Source organism: Streptomyces sp. NBC_00080 (genome assembly GCF_045041255.1).
Taxonomy (GTDB): Bacteria; Actinomycetota; Actinomycetes; order Streptomycetales; family Streptomycetaceae; genus Streptomyces; species Streptomyces coriariae.
Map to the genome: position 1 here is coordinate 851,128 of NZ_CP108235.1, position 19,372 is coordinate 870,499.

At 72.1% G+C, this 19,372-nt stretch carries 17 protein-coding genes and 3 pseudogenes; 6 read left to right on the forward strand and 14 right to left on the reverse strand.

Features of this window, described 5'->3' with window-relative positions:
- Window positions 1-34: 34 nt before the first annotated feature.
- From OHU34_RS03800 to OHU34_RS03820, 5 genes and pseudogenes are all read right to left on the reverse strand, one after another.
- Window positions 35-196, reverse strand: a complete 162-nt coding sequence (locus OHU34_RS03800; protein ID WP_405764707.1) for a hypothetical protein — start codon at window positions 194-196, stop codon at window positions 35-37.
- 14 nt (window positions 197-210) lie between these two features.
- Window positions 211-508 (reverse strand): annotated as a pseudogene (locus OHU34_RS03805) (heavy metal translocating P-type ATPase); the annotation flags it as partial.
- Window positions 509-705: 197 nt separating this feature from the next.
- Entirely contained in the window at window positions 706-2,346 is a 1,641-nt protein-coding gene (gene pgm / locus OHU34_RS03810; RefSeq protein ID WP_405764710.1) for a phosphoglucomutase (alpha-D-glucose-1,6-bisphosphate-dependent), read from the reverse strand.
- Window positions 2,347-2,446: 100 nt separating this feature from the next.
- Window positions 2,447-2,623 (reverse strand): hypothetical protein, encoded by a 177-nt coding sequence (locus OHU34_RS03815; protein ID WP_020126694.1) that lies wholly within the window; start codon window positions 2,621-2,623, stop codon window positions 2,447-2,449.
- Between the two features lie 236 nt (window positions 2,624-2,859).
- Complete coding sequence (locus OHU34_RS03820; protein ID WP_142267696.1) at window positions 2,860-3,495, reverse strand: TetR/AcrR family transcriptional regulator; 636 nt, start codon at window positions 3,493-3,495, stop codon at window positions 2,860-2,862.
- A 158-nt stretch (window positions 3,496-3,653) separates the two neighbouring features.
- Here OHU34_RS03820 and OHU34_RS03825 point away from each other — a divergent pair, with 158 nt between their 5' ends.
- The 5 genes and pseudogenes from OHU34_RS03825 (at window position 3,654) to OHU34_RS03845 (ending at window position 8,935) form a co-directional block, all read left to right on the forward strand.
- Window positions 3,654-4,826, forward strand: coding sequence for a VOC family protein (locus tag OHU34_RS03825; RefSeq protein WP_142267695.1), 1,173 nt, complete (start codon window positions 3,654-3,656; stop codon window positions 4,824-4,826).
- Window positions 4,827-4,871: 45 nt separating this feature from the next.
- Window positions 4,872-5,831, forward strand: a complete 960-nt coding sequence (locus OHU34_RS03830; RefSeq protein WP_230197058.1) for a fumarylacetoacetate hydrolase family protein — start codon at window positions 4,872-4,874, stop codon at window positions 5,829-5,831.
- Window positions 5,832-5,864: 33 nt separating this feature from the next.
- Window positions 5,865-7,523, forward strand: coding sequence for a bifunctional 3-(3-hydroxy-phenyl)propionate/3-hydroxycinnamic acid hydroxylase (locus OHU34_RS03835; protein WP_142267693.1), 1,659 nt, complete (start codon window positions 5,865-5,867; stop codon window positions 7,521-7,523).
- Window positions 7,520-8,214: pseudogene (locus OHU34_RS03840) on the forward strand (acetyl-coenzyme A synthetase N-terminal domain-containing protein); the annotation flags it as partial. The gene OHU34_RS03835 and the pseudogene OHU34_RS03840, both read left to right, overlap by 4 nt.
- Window positions 8,215-8,299: 85 nt before the next feature.
- Window positions 8,300-8,935, forward strand: a complete 636-nt coding sequence (locus OHU34_RS03845) for a TetR/AcrR family transcriptional regulator (protein ID WP_142267692.1) — start codon at window positions 8,300-8,302, stop codon at window positions 8,933-8,935.
- Window positions 8,936-8,980: 45 nt separating this feature from the next.
- Here the strand turns inward: OHU34_RS03845 and OHU34_RS03850 are convergent, their stop codons facing one another.
- From OHU34_RS03850 to OHU34_RS03875, 6 genes and pseudogenes are all read right to left on the reverse strand, one after another.
- Window positions 8,981-11,053, reverse strand: coding sequence for an iron ABC transporter permease (locus OHU34_RS03850; RefSeq protein WP_405764716.1), 2,073 nt, complete (start codon window positions 11,051-11,053; stop codon window positions 8,981-8,983).
- Between the two features lie 8 nt (window positions 11,054-11,061).
- Entirely contained in the window at window positions 11,062-12,039 is a 978-nt protein-coding gene (locus OHU34_RS03855; protein ID WP_230193803.1) for an iron-siderophore ABC transporter substrate-binding protein, read from the reverse strand.
- Window positions 12,036-12,905, reverse strand: a complete 870-nt coding sequence (locus OHU34_RS03860) for an ABC transporter ATP-binding protein (protein WP_142267690.1) — start codon at window positions 12,903-12,905, stop codon at window positions 12,036-12,038. Before OHU34_RS03860 ends, OHU34_RS03855 begins: the two co-directional genes overlap by 4 nt.
- Window positions 12,906-12,940: 35 nt before the next feature.
- Window positions 12,941-13,240 (reverse strand): annotated as a pseudogene (locus tag OHU34_RS03865) (pyridoxamine 5'-phosphate oxidase family protein); the annotation flags it as partial.
- A 54-nt stretch (window positions 13,241-13,294) separates the two neighbouring features.
- Complete coding sequence (locus OHU34_RS03870) at window positions 13,295-14,158, reverse strand: dioxygenase (protein ID WP_405764721.1); 864 nt, start codon at window positions 14,156-14,158, stop codon at window positions 13,295-13,297.
- A 149-nt stretch (window positions 14,159-14,307) separates the two neighbouring features.
- A complete protein-coding gene (locus OHU34_RS03875; protein ID WP_235034610.1) occupies window positions 14,308-16,083 on the reverse strand; it encodes a tannase/feruloyl esterase family alpha/beta hydrolase in 1,776 nt (591 codons plus the stop codon).
- Between the two features lie 241 nt (window positions 16,084-16,324).
- On the opposite strand from OHU34_RS03875, the gene OHU34_RS03880 reads away from it, so the two are divergent.
- The gene (locus tag OHU34_RS03880) at window positions 16,325-16,711 is read left to right on the forward strand and encodes a hypothetical protein (RefSeq protein ID WP_142267688.1); all 387 of its coding nucleotides are present in this window, start codon (window positions 16,325-16,327) and stop codon (window positions 16,709-16,711) included.
- Window positions 16,712-16,836: 125 nt separating this feature from the next.
- On the opposite strand, the gene hypE is transcribed toward OHU34_RS03880, so the two are convergent.
- From hypE to OHU34_RS03895, 3 genes are read right to left on the reverse strand one after another with little or no spacing between them, the layout of a single operon-like run.
- Complete coding sequence (hypE, locus tag OHU34_RS03885) at window positions 16,837-17,928, reverse strand: hydrogenase expression/formation protein HypE (protein WP_405764725.1); 1,092 nt, start codon at window positions 17,926-17,928, stop codon at window positions 16,837-16,839.
- A complete protein-coding gene (gene hypD, locus OHU34_RS03890) occupies window positions 17,921-19,048 on the reverse strand; it encodes a hydrogenase formation protein HypD (RefSeq protein ID WP_405764727.1) in 1,128 nt (375 codons plus the stop codon). The genes hypE and hypD overlap by 8 nt, the downstream gene beginning before the upstream one ends.
- Window positions 19,045-19,350: a HypC/HybG/HupF family hydrogenase formation chaperone gene (locus OHU34_RS03895; protein WP_082412581.1), complete on the reverse strand. Its 306-nt coding sequence runs from the start codon at window positions 19,348-19,350 to the stop codon at window positions 19,045-19,047. Before OHU34_RS03895 ends, hypD begins: the two co-directional genes overlap by 4 nt.
- Window positions 19,351-19,372 lie beyond the last annotated feature (22 nt).

The window sequence follows — 19,372 nt, forward strand, 5'->3', positions numbered from 1 at the left end:
ATTCGTACATATGCGGGCCGGGCCCGGACGCAGGTCACCGCTCGGCGGGCTCGGCCTCCCGGTCCAGGTCCAGCGGCTCGGCCGCGCAGGTGATGCGCACGACGCCGTCGGCATGCCGTTCCGTGTCGCCCCGTACGCCGAACACGTCACACAGGAGGTCCGGGGTCAGGACCTTGAGGACGGGACCCGCCACCACCGCGCCCTCGTGCAGCTGTCCATGGTCGCGGCGGAGTGCCGCAGTCCTCGCACGGCACGCTCGTGGAAGGGCCGGGCATCCCCGGACGGCGACCGGTGCGGCGAGCACGAAGCACAGCCACTGCCCGTTGCGGAACTGCGGGACGGGCGCCATCGACAGGGCGAGCACGGGGAGCGCGAGCAGGGCGGTGACGACCAGCCGGTGCCGCTCCTGCCGGGTGTCCTCGGACGCGTCACCGCCGTCGGACGCGTCGCCGCCGTCCGTGGGCTGCCCGCTCCTGGGCGGCTCGGGCAGGGCGGCCGTGTCGGCGGCCCCGCCCTCCGTAAGGCCGCGCCCAGGCCGGACAGGGAGGAATTCCGGGATACGTCCATCAGCCGCGTCTCCAGCTGACGTCGTACGACGTCTCCGGGATCGCGCCGTACCGCTTCAGTAGTCGGAGCGGCCGCCGACCGGGTTCCGGGGCAGTGGTGTGGCGCGCGTCACATGGGCGGTCGTCCGGCCCGGGCGGCTCAGCCGCCCAGCGCGGCGTCGACCACGTCCTTGGCCTCCTCCTGGACCCGGCGGAGGTGGTCGGGGCCGAGGAAGGACTCGGCGTAGATCTTGTAGACGTCCTCGGTGCCCGAGGGACGGGCCGCGAACCAGGCGTTGGCGGTGGTCACCTTGATACCTCCGATGGACGCGCCGTTGCCCGGGGCCTCGGTGAGCACGCCGGTGACCGGCTCCCCGGCCAGGGTGTCGGCGGAGACCTGCGCGGGCGAGAGCTTGCCGAGCAGCGCCTTCTCCTCCCGGGTGGCCGGGGCGTCGATGCGCGCGTAGGCGGGCGAGCCGAAGCGGTCCGTCAGGTCGGCGTAGTGCTCGGACGGGGTCTTCCCGGTGACCGCCGTGATCTCGGAGGCCAGCAGCGCCAGGATGACGCCGTCCTTGTCCGTGGTCCAGACGGAGCCGTCGCGGCGCAGGAAGGAGGCGCCGGCCGACTCCTCCCCGCCGAAGCCGAGCGAGCCGTCGACCAGCCCGTCCACGAACCACTTGAAGCCGACGGGCACCTCGACGAGGCGGCGCCCGAGGTCGGCTGCGACCCGGTCGATCATCGAGGACGACACGAGCGTCTTGCCGATCCCCGCGTCGGCCGGCCACTGCCCACGGTGCGCGTAGAGGTAGGCGATGGCGGCGGCCAGGTAGTGATTGGGGTTCATCAGTCCGGCGTCCGGCGTGACGATGCCGTGCCGGTCCGCGTCGGCGTCGTTGCCGGTCGCGATCTGGAAGCGGTCGCGCTGCTCGATCAGCGAGGCCATCGCGTACGGCGACGAGCAGTCCATGCGGATCTTGCCGTCCCAGTCGAGCGTCATGAAACGCCAGGTCGGATCGGTGAGCGGGTTGACGACGGTCAGGTCGAGCCGGTGCTGTTCGGCGATCCGGCCCCAGTACGCGACGGACGCCCCGCCCAGCGGATCGGCTCCGATGCGGACACCGGCGGCGCGGATCGCGTCCAGGTCGAGGACGCTCGGGAGGTCGGCGACATAGGTGCCGAGGAAGTCGTAGCGGCCGGTCGTGGGCGCGGCGAGGGCGCGGGCGTAGGGGACGCGCCGTACGTCCTTCAGGCCGGACGTGATGATCTCGTTGGCCCGGTCCTGGATCCAGGAGGTGGCGTCGGAGCCGGCGGGGCCACCGCTGGGCGGGTTGTACTTGAAGCCGCCGTCGGCGGGCGGGTTGTGCGACGGGGTGACGACGACGCCGTCGGCCAGGGCGGCGGTGCGGCCGCGGTTGTGGGTGAGGATCGCGTGGGAGACGGCGGGTGTCGGCGTGTAGCCGTCAGCGCTGTCGACGAGCACCGTCACTTCGTTGGCCGCGAACACCTCCAGGGCGGTGACCCGGGCGGGCTCGGACAGGGCGTGACTGTCGGCACCGAGGAACAGGGGGCCGTCGGTGCCCTGGGCGGTCCGGTACTCGCAGATGGCCTGGCTGGTCGCGGCGATGTGGTCCTCGTTGAACGCCGTGTTCAGCGACGATCCCCGGTGCCCCGAGGTGCCGAACGCCACGCGCTGCCCCGGATCGGCCGGGTCGGGGTGCAGCGCGTAGTACGCCGTGACCAGCCGGGCGACGTCGACGAGATCCTCGGGGCCGGCCTTCGTGCCCGCTCGCTCGTGCTGCATGTGCCCGCTCCTCCGCATCGGTCGATCAAGGCTTACGCCTTCCATCTTCCCTTGTGGGGGCGGCTGTCCGCGAGTACGGGTCGATTGGCGCCCGGAGCGCTCAGCGCCGGCGGCCGCGCACCGACCAGCCGCTGCCTATGCCCGCGACGTGCAGGGCGAGCACGGTCAGGCCCAGGAGCATGAGGTTGGTCGAGGTGAAGGTGTCGTTGGTGGAGATCTCCGCCGCGTTGATGAGAAAGGCGATGAAGAACAGCACTGCCGAGATGATGGCGAGCAAGGGGTCCGTCCCTTCGGGGTGTCGGCCGGTTCGGGGTCGGCCGGTTCGGTGGTGTCGCTCGTACGGTGTCGTTGCTCTTTCCAGGTCGCTGCTCAGCGAATGCCCCCGACCGGGCCGTGAACACCACGCATTCGGCCCTGGGGGACGGAGTGCCAGGGCGGGCGGAGTCGGAGGCCTTCGGCCGTCGGACGGTTCGGGGCGCGCCGCTCCGACGCCACGTCGTGCGGCGTTGGGCGTCAGCCGAGCTCGGGCAGCGGACGCCGGGCGACCTCACGGGCGTCCTGCGGCGGGAGACCCAGCATGCGCAGCAGCATCTCGGCCAGGTTCGAGGCCGCCTCGTCCGCGTCGAGGTCCGGGCGGGCGAACCGCAGCTCCAACAGTGCCAGCAGGGAGCCGCCCAGGGCGGTCAGGGCGACGGTGGGGTCGCCGACGGTGAAACGGCCGGAGGCGATGCCGACCTCGAGGTCACGCACGGCACGCGGGGCCAGTCCGGTGTCGGAGTGGATGTGGCCGAGTCCGCGATGGCGCAGGACCTGCATCAGCTCGGGCCGGGCGTCGGCCAGATGCGCGCTGAGGCGGAAGCCCGCCGCGACGAGTTCCGCCGGGTCGTCGATGCCCTGGAGATGCTCGTCGAAGGCCTGGCCGAGTTCTTCGAGGGCGTCCTTGACCGCCGCGTCGAACAGATCCGTCTTCGATTCGAAGTGGTTGTAGAACGAACCGAAGCCGACATCGGCGCGCTCGGCGATGGCCTGGATGCTCGCGCTGGTGTCCCCGGTCTCGGCGAGGATCTGCCGGGCCGCGCGGACGAGGGCCTGACGGGTCTCGGCGCGGCGCCGTTCGAAGCGGTTGAGGGGCGGGGCTGACGTCGACATGGACGTGAGTCTACCCACCGGGTGGGCCAGGTCACAGTTCTGATGAATCACTCAGCTCACACCTGAGGAAATCATCACTCAACGTCGGGCGACTCTTGACGATCGAAATGTCAAAGATGATGATTTCCTCATTACGGCACCGTTGCTTGGAGGACACCATGTCCGGAACTCACGTCAACGCGGCCGGCGTCACCGACGTCGGGACGGCCCACCAGGACCTCCACAGCGACCGGGGCGCCCTGCGCGGCGAACATCCCGGGCGCTCCCGGAACCCCGTCGTCAAGGTCGCCGACCTGGCCTGGCTGGAGTTCGAGAAGCCCGACCTGGACCGGGCCGAGGTCTTCGCCCGCGACTTCGGATTCGGCATCGCCGCCCGCACCGAGCGCGAGCTGTGGCTGCGCGGCACCTTCGCGGGCACGCCGTGCACGGTGATCCGCAAGGGACGCGCCAGCCGCTTCATCGGCCCGGCGTTCCGCGCCGCCGAGCGGGCCGACCTGGACCGGCTGGCCCGCGCCACCGGCTCGGACGTACGGGATCTACGGGACGCTCGGGACGCGGACGTGCCCGGGGGCGGCAAGGTCGTCGAGCTGCTCGATCCCTCGGGCTTCCCGGTCCGGGTCGTGCACTGCGGCGAGCAGTTGCCGGCGCTGCCCGAACAGCGGCCGCTGTTCCTCAACTCCGGCACGGACCACCGTCGCCGGAACCTCGCGCAGCGACCGCCGCGTGAACCGTCCCGTATCCAGCGCCTCGGCCATCTGGTACTGGAGACACGGGTGTTCGCCCGCGCCCTGGACTGGTACCTGGACACCCTCGGGATGATCGTGTCCGACTTCCTGTTCCTGGACGGGCAGCGCGACCGCGGTCCGACGATGGCCTTCATCCGCTGCGACCAGGGCAGTCTCGCCGTCGACCACCACACCCTCGCGATGCACCTGGGGCCGGGCAACGGCTATGTCCACTCCGCCTACCAGGTGACCGACCTCGACTCCATCGCCGCAGGCGGCGAGTACCTCAATGAACGTGGCTACAAGCGCAGTTGGGGAATCGGCCGGCACATTCAGGGCAGCCAGCTCTTCGACTACTGGCGAGACCCCGACCGCTTCATGCTGGAGCACTTCGCCGACGGCGACCTCTTCTCCTGCGATCTCGATCCCGGCTGGGCGCCCATGTCCACGAGCGGCCTCGCCCAGTGGGGACCGCCGGCCACCCGGGACTTCCTCGGCGCAAGTCCCTCCCCCGCCCGGATCCGCGATGTGTTCCGGGCCCTGCGCGGCGACAACGAGATGGACCCCGCACGCCTCCTGGGCCTGCTCAAGGCCGCGAACTCCTGACCCCTCCGTCCCTTCCCCCCCTCGCCCCCTCACAAAGGCAACGACATGAGCACCAACGTCCTGCGCACCGCCGACGGCTGGTGGGTGGTGCGCGACACGCGCGCCGTCCGTATCCACACCGAAGCGGTCACCACCGCCGGACTGCTGGCCGACCGGGCCGCCGTCGGGGAAGCCGCCGTCTCGGGCGGGACGGGCACGCCCGTGGCCGACCTGGTCGCGCTCTCGCCCGTCACCACCCCCTGCCGGGTGGTCGCCCAGATGGTCAACTACCGTAGTCACGCCCGTGACTCGGGATTCACCGGCGACATCCCGCCCGCCTTCTTCCGCAAGGCGTCCGGCTCGGTGAGCGGCCCGCACGACGACATCGTCCGCCCGTCCCATGTCCGGTTCCTGGACTACGAGATCGAACTCGGCCTGGTCCTGGGGGCGCCGCTGCCGGTAGGTACGGTCGTCGCGGAAGGGGACCTGCCCGCCTACGTCGCCGGACTCGTGATCACGAACGACGTCAGCGCGCGTGACGTGCAGCTGACGAAGACACAGTTCTACGAGAGCAAGTCGTACCCGACCTTCACCCCGGCCGGCCCGTACCTCTCCCTCCTGGAGCCGGAGGACTTCGCGCACCTTCTCGACCTGCGGCTGAAGCTGTCCGTCAACGGCGAGCCGCGCCAGGACCGCACCCTGGCCGACATGATCGTCCGCCCCGCGCAGGCACTGACCCTGCTGGCGCGCTTCCAGGCGCTCGAACCCGGTGACCTGCTGCTCACCGGCACACCCGGCGGCACCGCCCTCAAGGCACCGCCCAAGGCGGTCGAGAAGATCGGCGCGCTGTTGCCGCCGACGGTGAAGTGGAAGGCCTTCTTCAGGAGCCAGGCCCGCAACCCGCGCTACCTCGGCCGGGGCGACCTGATCACCGCGACGATCGCCACGCCGGACGGCCGGATCGACCTCGGTGAGCAGCGCACCGCCGTCACCGACGTGAGCACCGCCGTCACCGACGCGAAATGACCGACGCGACCCGAGACCCGAAGTGAGCCGCACATGACCGTAGACCAGGACGCCGGACCACGGGACACCGCGCCCCGGCCGGGACACGTACCCGTGGTGATCGTCGGAGCCGGGCCCGTGGGCGTGACCGCCGCCCTGCTGCTGGCCCGGCGTGGCGTGAGGACCGTCGTCCTCGAACGCCACCTGGACGTCTATCCCCTGCCCCGCGCCGTCGCCACCGACGACGAGGTGCGCCGCATCCTCCAGGCCGCTGGTGTACAGGAGGAGTTCGCCGCGATCGCCCGCCCCGCGCGCGGGCTGCGACTGCTGGACGCCCGGCACCGGGTGATGGCCGAGTTCCCGCGCGCCGCACAGGGCGCCCACGGCTTCCCGCAGACCAGCATGTTCGACCAGCCGGAACTGGAACGGCTGCTGCGCGACGCCCTCGCCCGCGCGCCGGAGTGCGAACTGCGCGGCGGAGCGGAGGTCGTCGGCGTCGACCAGGACGGCGACGGGCCGGACGGCCAGGGGGCGGGCGGCGAGGGGCCGGTCCGCGTGGCCTACCGCGACGAGACGGGCGAACACCTGCTGTGGGCGGACGCCGTCCTCGGCTGCGACGGCGCGGGCAGCCTCATCCGCGACGCCGTCGGCGCCGTCTGGGAGGACCTGCGCTTCGAGGAACGCTGGACGGTCGTCGACGTGCGCACCAGCCTGCCGGTCCGCTGCTGGGAAGGCGTCGAGCAGATCTGTGACCCACGGCGGCCGGCGACGTTCATGCGCATCGGCGAGGACCGCTACCGCTGGGAGTTCAGGCTGCGGGACGACTGCGAACTCGGTCACGAGCGGCTGCGGGACCTCGTCTCCCCGTGGGTGGACCTCGCGCCCGGAACCGACTTCACGGTGCTGCGGCAGGCGCGGTACACCTTCCGGGCGCGCATCGCCGACCGCTGGCGCCGGGGCCGGGTCTTCCTCCTCGGTGACGCCGCGCACCTCACTCCGCCGTTCATCGGGCAGGGGCTCTGCGCGGGTCTGCGCGACGCCCACAACCTGACGTGGAAGCTGGCCCGCGTCCTCCGACAGGGCGCGGACGAGCGGCTGTTGGAGACGTATGAGAGCGAACGCAGGCCGCACGCCCGCCATATGATCCGGCTCGCGGTCGCGATGGGCTGGGCCATGACCGGTGGCCAGGACGGCGCCGCCGCCGTCCGCCGCGGCGTCCTGAGCGCGGCGGTGCGCATCCCCGGCCTGTCCACGGCGGCCGCGCGTGACCTCGGTCCGGTTCTCGGCGCGGGGCCGCTCGTGCGCCGTCGCGCCCGCTGGGGCGGCCGTGGTCTCGTGGGCGGCTTCTGCCCGCAGCCATGGGTGACCGTCGACGGCCGGCGTGTACGTCTCGACGAGTTGCTCGGCGACTCCTTCGCCCTGCTGACCGCCGTACCGCCGGCGCCCTCGCTGCGGGCGGTCGCGGACGGCCTCGGTGCCCGGACCGTCCCGGTGGCCGGGCTCGGCGACGACGGCCGGCTCACCGCCTGGCTGCGCGAGGGAAGGGCGGACGCCGTGCTGCTGCGTCCCGACCGCGTCGTCATGGACGTCGTGCCGTCCGGCGCCGGCGAACTCACCGGCACGGCCGACTGGGCGTCCCTGCTGCACACCACCCGAAGCCCCCTGCCTCGACGGTCGGTCGGGGAAATCCTGTCGCGGAGCACCACGCGATGAACACGCCCTGCCCGGACCCCTTCTTCACGCCCGATCCGCAGGCCGCCGCCGGCCGCGTCGTGGACTTCGCCCACTGGGCCGCCCGGCACCGGGGGGGGCGGCCGTGGACTCGGACTGCACCTTCCTGCACCTCTGGTCGGCCACCGACCTGGAGGGGTTCTGGAGCGCGGTGTGGGAGTACTTCGACGTCGACGCGGACACCCCGTACGAGCGGGTGCTGGAGGAGGAACGGATGCCCGGCGCCGTCTGGTTCCCCGGCGCCACCCTCGACTACGCCCACCACGCCCTGCGCGACCTCGGGGACGACGACACGGCGATCGTCGCGCTCGACGGGACCGGCGCCGGGTACGAGGTGACCGGGGGAACGGCTGCGCGCCCAGGTCGCCTCCGTCGCCGCCACCCTGCGCGACCTGGGTGTCGGCAAGGGCGACCGGGTCGTCGGCCATCTGCCCAACACCCCGCACGCGATCATCGCGTTCCTCTGGGCGCGGTCTGGTCGGTGTGCGGACAGGACTACGCACCCAGGGCGGCGGCGGACCGGTTCGCCCAGCTCGAACCCACCGTCCTGATCGCGGCGGACGGCTACCTCTTCGACGGTGCCACCCATGACCGTCGTGACGCCGTCCTCGAACTGGCCACCGCGCTGCCGACGTCGAAGGCCACGCTGCTGGTCGGCCATTTCGGCCTGCCCTTGGCCCTCGCACCCCATGGCCTGGATTATTGCCCGCGAGTGTGCAAATATCGAGGCATCCTCCCCGGCCGACCGGAGGTCCGACATGACCGACCCAGACGTCGCGGGCGGTGGACGCCGCCGGACACGGCTCACCCGGGCCCGCATCCTCGAAGCGGCGAGGCGGGAACTCGGCCGTGATCCCGACAGCAGCCTCGAGGACATCGCCGAGGCCGCCGGCGTGGTGCGCCGCACCGTCTACGACCACTTCGGCGGCCGGGCGGCCCTGGTGGAGGGGCTCGCCTCGGACGCGACGGAGGCTCTCGGACGCGCGCTGACGGCCATGCCGGTCCCCGGTCCCGACGCCGTCACCGAGATGGCACGCTTCGTCCTTGCCCTGTGGCCCGTAGGTGATCGCTGTCGCACGCTGCTGCGGCTGGCGCCCCAGGACCTGGGGGCGGAGCGCGTGAACGAGATCCTCGGCCCGGCCCGCGAGATGGCGACGGCCATCATCGAGCGCGGGCAGCGACAGGGCGTCTTCCACTCCAGCGTCCCGCCCGACCCGCTGGGCCGGGCCCTCGAAGGGCTGACGCTGGCGCTCCTGGAATGCGTGAACGCCGGGGCCTGGAGCGACGACGGCACCCGAACCGCCACGGCGGCCCTGATCGCGGTGGGGGCGGACGGCGACCTCGCCGCCGCACGGGTCCGCAGGCTCGCCCGCCCCGAGCGGCTCAGCGCGTAGTTCGTGTCTGACCATTCGCGCCCGGTGGGGATGGCCGGACGCGCCCTATCGCCCCCGCCGCCCGCGCACCAGCAGATAGAGGAAGTACGGCGTGCCGATCACCGCCGTCATCAGGCCGGCGCCCAGCTGGGCGGGGGCGATGACCGTACGGCCCAGCAGGTCGGCCGTGCAGACGAGCGCGGCGCCGAGGAGGACCGCGACCGGCACCACCCGTACGTGCCGTCGGCCCACGAGGGCACGCGCCGCGTGCGGTGCCACCAGGCCCACGAAGCCGATGGTGCCGGCCGAGGCGACGGCCGTCGCGCTGAGCAGGACGCTCACCACCAGGAACCCGAGCCTGGCCCGGGACAGTCGCAGGCCGAGCAGCCTGGGCGTGTCCGCGTCCAGCGAGACGAGGTCCAGCTCGCCGCGCCGGGCGACCGCGATGACGAGGCCCAACGTCAGCACGAGCGCGACGGGCAGCACGTCCGGCATGGTCCGGCCGTACGTCGAACCGGACAGCCAGGTCAGCGCCTTCGTCGCGTTGAACGGGTCGGTGAGCACGATGAGCAGGCTGATCAGTGCCGTCGTGCCGGCGGCCGTGCCGATGCCGACGAGGACCAGCCGGTTCTGCTGGTAGCCGCCCCGGGCGGCGAGCCCGAAGACGACGACAGAGGTCACCGCGGCGCCCGCGAACGCGGCACCCGCCACGCCCCAGGTCCCGGCGACGGGCACGGTGGTGACCAGGAGCACGGCACCCAGCGCGGCTCCGCCGGACACACCCAGGACGCCCGGCTCCGCGAGCGGGTTGCGGGTCACGGCCTGCACCAGCGTGCCGGCCAGGGCGAGCGCCGCGCCCGCGCACAGCGCCGCGAGGACGCGGGGCACCCGGGTGTCGAGGACGAAGGACACCGCCCGGCCCGCCCGCCCCTGCACCCAGTTCGCGACATCGCCGAGCAGCAGCTTGCTGTCGCCGAGCAGGACGCCGGCGATCGTCACGCCGACGACCACGACGACGAGTACGGCCAGCGTGGTCAGGAACGCCGCCCGGCTGGGGATGCGCAACCGGTCCGGCGCGTCCGCCCCGGCCGTGTCCCGCAGCCGCAGGGCCATCACCACCAGGAAGACGGCACCGACCAGGCTGGTGACGACACCGGTGGGCACGGCGACCGCCGTGTCCGCGGGCACGAGGGCCCGCAACAGCACGTCCGCCCCGAGGACCAGGCCCGCGCCGACCAGGCCGGCCACGGGCAGCGTCGTCCGGGTCCGGACGAACCCCCGGTACCGGCGGGCAAGCGGTCGCACCAGGGCCGGGGCGCACAGTCCGACGAAGCCGACGGGCCCGGCGAGGGTGACGGCCGCCGCGGACAGCAGGGTCGCCAGGACGACCACCGTCACACGGGTGGCGCGGACCGGGACGCCCAGCCCGCGGGCCGCGTCGTCACCCAGGGCCAGCACGTCGACCCGACGGGCGGTCAGCAGCAGGCCGACGAGCCCGACCAGGACGACGGGCAGCATCTGGAGGACGCCGTCGAAGCCGTTCTGGCTGATGCTGCCCTGGTTCCACTGGTAGAGGCCCTCGGTCTCCTGGGGGAACAGCAGGAGCAGGCCTTCGGTCACGGAGGTCAGCCCCAGCGCCAGCGCGGTGCCGGCGAGGACCAGTCGTACGGTGCCCGTGCCGAGGCCGGACAGGGCGAGCACGACGGTCGCGGCGAGGAGTCCGCCGACGAAGGCGACCCCGGAGGAGGCGATCATCGGCAGCGAGACGCCGGTGACGCCGACCAGCCCGAGCGCCAGGTACGAACCGGCGTTCACCGCGAGGGTGTCGGGAGCGGCGAGCACGTTGCGGCTGACGGCCTGGAGCACGGCGCCGGCCGCGCCGAGGATGACGCCGACCATGAGGCCGGCGGTCGTCCGCGGCAGCCGGGAGGCGATCACGACGGAGGCGTCGGCCGGATCGGACCGCCCGGTCAGGGCCTTGAACACCTCGGCCGGTCCGACGGCGGCGGTGCCCTGGGTGATGTCGACGACGGCGAGGGCCGCGACCAGGAGGACGAGCGCGACCGTCACCGCGGCCGCGCCCGTCCGGGACGCGGCGGCCGGTGGACGGAGCGCGGGGGGCGTTGCGGTGACGGCCATGGCCGGCGCTACTTCGTCAGCGCGCCGACGACGGCGTCGATGTACGCCTCCATCGACTCGGGACCGCCGAACATCCAGATGCCGTCGGGCAGTCGGTGCACCTCGCCGGCCTTCACGAACGGCAGGGACGTCCACACGGCGTTCTTCGCCAGCGCACCGGTGAAGGGCGTGCTGCTCGCGTCGTCGTCGTTGGCTATGTAGGCGAACCGGGTGTCCTTCGGCAGGGCCGTGAGACCTTCGACGTCGGTGGTGCCGAGGCCGTAGGCCGCGTCCCCCTTGACCGTCCAGGCGTTCTTCAGGCCGACCGCCTCGTTGACGGCCCCGATGAGCGAACCGCTGGTGTAGGGGCGCAGGGAGACCTGGTTGGAGGCGACGTAGCCGTCGGCGAAGGCGTACTGCGCACCGGCGAGACCGGCGGAGGCGAGGGCCTTCTTGCCCTCGGCGACCTTGGCCTCGAAGGCCGTACGGGCCGTCTCGGCCTTGGCGGTGGTGCCGGTGGCCTTGGCGATGAGGTCGAGGTTCTCCAGCATCTGCCCGATCTGGTCGGTGGAGTCGGCGGACGTCACCTCCAGCACCGGGGCGACCTTGCGCAGTTGCTTCACCGCGGCGGGGGTCAGATCGGTGGTGGCCACGATGAGGTCGGGCGCGAGCGAGGCGATGGTGTCCATGCTCGGCTCGCCGCGCGTGCCGATGTCCTTCGGCTCGTTCTTCAGCGGGACGGCGGTGTCCCAGGTCTTGTAGCCCTTGACGTCGGCGACGCCGACCGGGTCCACGCCGAGCGTGACGAGGCTCTCGACGACGTTCCACTCGGTGGCGACGACCTTGTCGGCCGGGCCGTCGAGCTTGATCTTCGCGCCGGTGGCGTCGGTGAGGCTGATGGTCTGGGAGGGCTTCTCGGAGCTGTCGGCGGCAGGCTCGGTGGTGCCGCACGCGGCGAGGGTGAGCGCGGCGGCGGCGGTGGCCGCGGTGAGGAGGAGGCGTCTCATGAGGTGGTGCCGAGCCTTTCGGTTCGAGTGTGTCGAGTGTGGTGGCGGCCGATCGGGCGGGTGCGCAGTCGACCGGTCAGGGGGTCGGTGTCGACGTCGATCCGGATGCCGTAGACGGCGGTCAGGCGTTCCGGGGTGAGGACGTCCTCGGGCGGGCCGTCGGCGACGATCCGGCCCGCTTCGAGCAGCGTGATCCGGTCCGCGACGGCCGCCGCCTGGTCGAGGTCGTGCAGCACGACGCCGACGGCGATCCCGTGGTCGTCCGCCAGGTCGCGGATGAGGTCGAGGAGTTCGATCTGGTAGCGCAGGTCGAGATAGGTCGTCGGCTCGTCCAGCAGCAGCACGCCGGTCTCCTGCGCGAGGCAGCCGGCCAGCCGGACCCGCTGCAGTTGCCCGCCGGACAGGTGGTCGGCGCCCCGCTCGGCGAGGTCCGTGACACCGGTCAGCGCGAGGGCCCGGTCGACCGCGGCCGACGCGTCCGGGTCGGGCCGGCCGAAGCGGCCCCGGTACGGGTAGCGGCCGAACTCGACGAGGTCCCGCACCGTCAGCCCGCTGGGCGTGGGGCGACCCTGGGTCAGCAGGGCGACGTGCCGCGCGAACTCACGGGCGGTCAGGGTGAGGCCGTCGGTGTCGGCATCGATCCTGAGCGTGGCGTGGCGGGCCGGCTGCAGACGGGCGATGGTCCGCAGGAGCGTCGACTTGCCGCTGCCGTTGGGACCGACCAGCACGGTCACCTCGCCGGGCCGGAGCGCGACCGAGGCGCCGTGCACGACGTCGACGCCGTCGTACGACACGGTCACACCCGTGGCCGACAGTTCATGACCGCGGAGCCGCGGGGCGGCTGCTGCTTCTTCACCAGATCTCACGCAGCGAAGGTTAGCCTAACCTAAATTCAAGTCGATCAGGGGTGCCCGCACCCCGCTCTGCCGGTCCGCCACGACGCCGGATTCCATACGCCCGAGCGGCGCAGCGACGCCGGGCAGTGCAGATAGACCTCGTCGATCTCCAGGACCAGGGCGAGCTCGGGCCGCCGGCCGTCGAGCGTCATGGCGTCGAAGAACGGGGCGTCGGTGAGGATGCGGGCCCGGCCGTTGACGCACAGGACCTCCTTGCCGCCGGGGATCAGGTACAGCAGGCCGGCGTGCGGGTTGTCGAGGATGTTGTGGAAGCTGTCCCCCCGACGGTCAGGGCATCGGCGAGGAGCGCGCGGAGGGCCCCTTCGGTGACCGGGCGGGGATTGGCGTAGGGCTGCTGCTCACGTCCCGGCTTCCGGGGCCAGGACGATGTCGAAACCGGCGTGGGTGAAGGGCACGGTCACCGCGAAGCGCTCGGCCGCGCGCTCGTCGTGCGACTCCGCGAAGTCGGTGATGAGGCCTTGCTTGACGGCGAAGACGGCGTCGGAGTCGAGGTAGGGGCCGTCGGCCACGAAGGTGTGGGTGGTGACCGGCCGATGGCCCTCGGCACGCGCGATGAAGTGGACATGGGCGGGCCGGAAGGGGTGTCTGCCGGTGGCGCGCAGCAGGGTGCCCACCGGCCCGTCCGTGGGGATCGGGTAGGGGGACGGGACGACGGTGCGGAACCAGAAGCGGCCCTCGTCGTCGGTGCGGAACAGCCCGCGTCCGTTGCCCGGCGGCTGGACGTCCGGCTGCTGCACGTCGTAGAAGCCCTCCTCGTCGCACTGCCAGACGTCGAGTTCGGCGCCCGGCAGCGGGGTGCCGTCGGTGGCGAACACCCGGCCGGAGACCACACAGGGGCGGCCGGTGCCGAGAAGGTCGATGCTGTCGCCGAGGTCCCTGCGGGGCGACTCGGTCATGTGGAAGGGGCCGAGGACGGTGCTCTCCGTTCCCTCCTGCGCTCCGCCCAGCGTCTCGACGAGCATGGAGACGCCCAGGACGTCGGAGAGCAGGACGAACTCCTGCCGGGTGTCGTCGCACTTCTGGCCGACGGCGGTGAGGAAGTCGATCGCCGCCTCCCACTCCCCCGGGGTGGGCCCGACGTCCCGTACGAAGGCGTGGAGGTGACGGGTCAGGCTCTTCAGCACCTCCCGCAGCCGGGGGTCCTCGGTGCTGCGGAAGCTGTCCACGACCGCTTCGGTGGCGATCTCGACGGTGAAGTCCATGGTCGTTCCTAGCGGTTCGGGGCTTCCTGGCCGGCGGTCTGGTCCTCGGACCAGTCTCCACCGGCGCGGGAAACGCCGGCGGGGAAACACCTACACGGGAAACACCGGCGAGGAGCGCCGGCGTCCCTCTCGGGACGCCGGCTCCGCGGCTAAACGGCCCGCTCCCGTTCCGTCAGCCAGGTCCGGGTCGGGCGGCACACCAGCCTGCCGTCCACGGCCCTGCACCATGTCTGGTAGCCATGGGAGTACAGGCGCTTGCCCAGCCAGTCGTAGGCGTCGCCGTCCGGGCGGGCCGACGGGGTCCGGGCCACGAAGTTCGCGGCGTCGTCGATGCTGCCCGTGCCGTCGTAGCGGGCGACCTTGGGGTACGGGTACACGGGACGGGTGCGCGTCACGGTGCCGTTCGTGCTGTTGGACGCGACGATCCGGCCGGGCGTGGTGGCGCTCTCCACCCAGGCCATCACCGGGGTGAGGACGTCGAAGCTGTTCGGCCCGTCACCGCCCCCGCAGTGGGCGACACCCGGGAACAGGTACAGCTTGGCGAACCGGTCGGCCGTCCTCGCCCCCATCGTGTCGCGCAGGGCGTCGTAGTAGGCCAGCGTCCCCTGCGGTGAGATGTGCTGGTCGCTCCAGCCGTGCCAGAGGAGCAGCTTGCCGCCGCTCTTCTCGAAGGCGCCGAGGTCGGGGTCCATGGCCGCCAGATGGCTGGAGGACTGGACGGTCTTCCAGAACGACTCGACGGTGAAGTCGAGGTCCGAGAGCCGGAACTCCGGGTCGGGGGCGTTCGGGTACGCCAGATAGCGGGCGAAGGACGTCACGAAGTTCTCGCTCGCCACCGTCTCGCCCTGCGCCTTCGGCACGAACAGCGTCCACTCCGGTTCGGAGCCCCACTCGTGGGAGATGGCCGGCTCCAGCCTGCGGCCCCGCGCGTCGGTGGCGCCGTCGTGCAGCCGCTGGACCACCGCGGCCTGCGCCGCCGTCAGGCATGTCGACGGGTCCTGGCCGGACGCGCACACCAGCGTCCTCGGGTCGAAGTCGCAGCGCCGCGGGTCGTCGAGCAGCCCGTCCGTCAGTCCGTCCAGCGCGTCGCAGGCCGCCAGCACGGCCCGGTGGATCAGGGGCAGTCTGTCGGCGAGGAGGATGTAATCGCCGTTCGCGTCCCTGTTCGTCAGCACGTTCCAGGCGTGGTGGAAGGTGTTCTGGACGACCATGTTGTTCGCGGGCGCGCCGGCGGCGATGCCGTCGAAGTCGCCCGGGTAGCGCTGCGCCTCCATGAGCGCCTCACGGCCGCCGTCGGAACAGCCGGTGAAGTACGAGTAGGCGGGGCGCTTGCCGTAGAACCTCGCGATGACCGCCTTGGCCACCTGGGACGTGACGTGCACGCCGCGGTAGGCGAAGTCGATCTGTGCCTGCGGGTTGTCCAGCGCCCATGAGCCGTCGTTTTGGCCCTGGTGGCCCATGTCGGTCGTGGCGCTCGCGACCGTGCCGTCCTGGACGACCGGACAGGTCGTCGCCTGGCCGTAGTTGATGGCGGCGCTTCCGCACAGACCACCGCAGCCGGTCTGGACGTAGCGCTGCGTCCAGCCGTTGACCGGCAGGCGCATGACAATGGTGTTCGCGGGGGCGATGGTTCCCCGCACCTCGCAGTAGGGGGCCGCGCCGGTCGTCACGACGGTCGCCGAGGAGATCGTGACCGGCGCGTCGGTGACGCCGTCCAGGTCGAGGCCGGTCACGTCGGCGCAGTCCATCACGGGCCGCACCGCGGGCAGATCCGCCAGGCCGTCGGCCGTGACGGCACGGTGCGGCGGCTGCGCGCCGCTCGCGCTCGTGACCGGCACCAGGACGGCGGCGAGCATGGCCACCACGGCCACCCGGGCGGCGACAGCGGCCGGTCTCCTTCGACCGCGGACGAAGGACCAACGCATGGGGTTCCCCTCTCGGTGCGGGCGCGCCATGGGCGACGGCGCCACCGAGCGGTCAGCGTGGCCCACACCGGAGAGATCGTCAACAATTTCGACAACAATTATTCGCCAACGCCGTTCCGGCCGGGACTGCGAGGCGCACGGGGTCACGATGTGCCCGAAATATCGCAAGAGGGGATAATTCAGTGAGCACGGTGGCGCTCGACCGGCGTCCTCCACCGATCAAGAACAGGCAGGTCGGACCATGTCGAAGAAACCACGTTCGTCCGAGCCGCCGCACGGCAAGGGGCCGAGCCGGCACGAGGGCGCCGGGCAGCACGGCTGGTCGCCCGATGTGGACGAGACACGTCAGGAGGACAACCCGAGCGCCCACCGCTCCTTCCACCCCGCCGAGCACGCCGCCCCGAAGGGCCGTGGCCGGACCAGGTCCGCGCAGGAGACGAAGTCCGTTCCGGGTGACACGGTCAAGAGTCACGGCGGACGCGGCGAGGAGTACGCCGACGCGGACGAGAAGGGCCGACGGGACACCGGTCCCAAGGGCCGCTCCCAGCGCCCCAGCGGCACCAGGGACGCGTCCGCCACCACCGGCGTGGACCCGCAGGACCCGCCCTCCGGACACCGATCGCGCTGACGACCCGCCCGGGGGGCGTGGAAGGCCGGATCCTGCCCGCCCCCCGCGGCAGCATCACGGCTCCTCCACGCCCCCGCGATCGCGGAGCGGATCCCTACGGCGTGCGGGACTTCGCGGGATACGTGTCAGCAGATGCGCGGCAACTGCTCGCCGATCGGCAGATCGACCACCCGTGTTCCGCCCAGCCCGGTCCTGGCCACGACCATCCCCGGATGCTCCTCGACGGCCTCACCGATGACCACGGACTCCGTGCCCAGCGGATGGGCCCGCATCGCCTCGAGGACGGCGTCGGCGTGCTCGCGCGGGACGAAGGCCACCAGCTTGCCCTCGTTGGCGATGTACATGGGGTCCAGGCCCAGGATGGCGCAGGCGTTGGCCACGGCCGACGGGACCGGGACGGCTCGTTCCCGGATCACCACCCCCGCGCCGGAGGCCGTCGCGATCTCGTTGAGCGCGGCCGCCAGACCGCCTCGGGTGGGATCGCGCAGCACGTGCAGCTCCGGGGTGACGGCCAGCATGGCGTCGACCAGGCCGCCGAGCGCCGCACAGTCGCTCTTGATCTCGACCCCGAACTCCAGGCCCTCGCGCACGCTCATGACCGCCACCCCGTGGACGCCGATGGCACCACTGACGATCACCACGTCACCGGGGACGACCCGCTGCGGCCGCAGGTCCACGCCCGCGGGGACGAGACCGATACCCGCGGTGTTGAGGTAGATCCCGTCGCCGTGTCCGGCCTCCACCACCTTGGTGTCCCCGGTGGCCACCTCCACCCCGGCGGTACGCGCGGCCGCGCCCAGCGCCTCGGACACCCGCCGGACCACGTCCAGCTCCACGCCCTCCTCCAGGATGAATCCGCAGGAGAGGTAGGCGGCACGGGCGCCGCTCATGGCGAGGTCGTTGACGGTGCCGTTGACCGCCAGGTCGCCGATGCTGCCGCCGGGGAAGAACAGCGGCCGCACCACGTAGGAGTCGGTGGAGAACGCCAGCCTGGCCCCGCCCACGGTCAGGACGGCGGAGTCGCCCAGCTGGGCGAGCACCTCGCCCCCGAACGCGGGCGCGAAGATCTGCTGGACCAGTTCGGCGGAGAGCACTCCCCCGCCACCGTGGCCCATGACGACCCGGGGCCGGTCACGCACCGGCGCCGGACAGGTCCAGCCCTCGACGTCGAGGACGCGGGCGGGGCCGGGCGCGGGCCGATCGGTGATGTCAGACAACGGGGGTCGCCTCCCGGGCCTTGACGGCGGGCATGTCCAGCCGCCGGTAGAGGTAGTACGCGGCGCAGGCACCCTCGCTGGAGACCATGGTGGCGCCCAGGGGGGTGCGGGGGGTGCACAGGGTGCCGAAGGCCTCGCACTCGTGCGGCTTGAGCAGCCCCTGCAGGACCTCGCCGCTGCGGCACTCGGCCGGCTCCTCCGTCCGGATCCCCTCGACCGCGAAACGGTGCTCGGCGTCGTGGTCGCGGTACTTCGACGACAGCCGCCAGCCGCTGTCGGGGATCACGCCGATTCCGCGCCAGGCCCGGTCGGTGACCTCGAAGACGTCCTCCAGCATGGCCCGGGCGGCCGCATTGCCCTCCGGGCGGACGGCACGGGCGTAGGCGTTGTCGACGGTGTGCTCGCCGCGTTCCAGCTGACGGACGGCCCGGCGCACGCCTTCGAGGATGTCCAGCGGCTCGAAGCCCGTCACGACGATCGGGACGCGGAAGCGCTCCGCCAGTTCCGGATACTCCCCCACACCCATCACGCTGCACACGTGCCCGGCCGCGAGGAAGCCCTGCACCCGGCAGCTCGGCGAGGACATGATCGCTTCGATGGCCGGCGGTACCCGGACATGGGACACCAGCATGCTGAAGTTCAGGATGCCCAGCTTCCGGGCCTGGTGGACCGTCATGGCGTTGGGAGGAGCCGTCGTCTCGAAGCCGATGCCGAAGAACACCACCTCGCGGTCCGGGTTCTGCCGGGCGATCCGCAGCGCGTCGAGCGGCGAGTAGACGACTCGCACGTCGCCGCCCTCCCCGCGCACCTGGAACAGGTCCCGTCCGGTGCCCGGCACCCGCAGCATGTCCCCGAAGGAACAGAAGATCACCTCCGGCCGGGAGGCGATCTCCAGCGCCTTGTCGATGACCTCCAGCGGGGTCACGCACACCGGACAGCCCGGACCGTGGATCAACTCCAGCTGATCAGGCAGAAGTTGGTCGATGCCGTGCCGGATGATGCTGTGCGTCTGGCCGCCGCAGACCTCCATCAGCGCCCACGGCCTCGTCACCGTGGCATGGATGTCGTCGAGCAGCCGACGGGCCAGCTCCGGATCCTGGAACTCTTCGATGTACTTCACTGGTTGTGCACCCCTTCCACCGGGTCCGCGCCCGCCTCCGCCGCCGCCATCTCCCAGGCGTCGCCGAACTCCTCCTGCAGCATGCCGAGTTCGGCGAAGAGTTCGAGCGTCTGCCGCGCCGACTCCTCGTCCAGCCGCTGAAGGGCGAAGCCGACGTGGACGATGGCGTACTCGCCGACCTGGAGATCGGGCAGATACTCCAGGCACACCTCCTTGACCACACCGCCGAAGTCGACGGTGGCCATCCGGGTGCCGTCCCGGTCCTCGATGTCCAGCACTCTGCCGGGTACCGCCAGGCACATGAGCCTCTCCTCGCTGTGGATC

Excerpts from the sequence above, each read along its gene's own strand:
- OHU34_RS03875 (WP_235034610.1), bottom strand. The coding sequence starts at position 16,083 with ATGCGTTGGTCCTTCGTCCGCGGTCGAAGGAGACCGGCCGCTGTCGCC.
- OHU34_RS03845 (WP_142267692.1), top strand. The coding sequence starts at position 8,300 with ATGACCGACCCAGACGTCGCGGGCGGTGGACGCCGCCGGACACGGCTC.
- pgm (WP_405764710.1), bottom strand. The coding sequence starts at position 2,346 with ATGCAGCACGAGCGAGCGGGCACGAAGGCCGGCCCCGAGGATCTCGTC.
- OHU34_RS03855 (WP_230193803.1), bottom strand. The coding sequence starts at position 12,039 with ATGAGACGCCTCCTCCTCACCGCGGCCACCGCCGCCGCCGCGCTCACC.
- OHU34_RS03820 (WP_142267696.1), bottom strand. The coding sequence starts at position 3,495 with ATGTCGACGTCAGCCCCGCCCCTCAACCGCTTCGAACGGCGCCGCGCC.
- OHU34_RS03870 (WP_405764721.1), bottom strand. The coding sequence starts at position 14,158 with ATGGACTTCACCGTCGAGATCGCCACCGAAGCGGTCGTGGACAGCTTC.
- OHU34_RS03835 (WP_142267693.1), top strand. The coding sequence starts at position 5,865 with ATGACCGTAGACCAGGACGCCGGACCACGGGACACCGCGCCCCGGCCG.
- OHU34_RS03880 (WP_142267688.1), top strand. The coding sequence starts at position 16,325 with ATGTCGAAGAAACCACGTTCGTCCGAGCCGCCGCACGGCAAGGGGCCG.
- OHU34_RS03825 (WP_142267695.1), top strand. The coding sequence starts at position 3,654 with ATGTCCGGAACTCACGTCAACGCGGCCGGCGTCACCGACGTCGGGACG.
- OHU34_RS03895 (WP_082412581.1), bottom strand. The coding sequence starts at position 19,350 with ATGTGCCTGGCGGTACCCGGCAGAGTGCTGGACATCGAGGACCGGGAC.
- OHU34_RS03850 (WP_405764716.1), bottom strand. The coding sequence starts at position 11,053 with ATGGCCGTCACCGCAACGCCCCCCGCGCTCCGTCCACCGGCCGCCGCG.
- OHU34_RS03830 (WP_230197058.1), top strand. The coding sequence starts at position 4,872 with ATGAGCACCAACGTCCTGCGCACCGCCGACGGCTGGTGGGTGGTGCGC.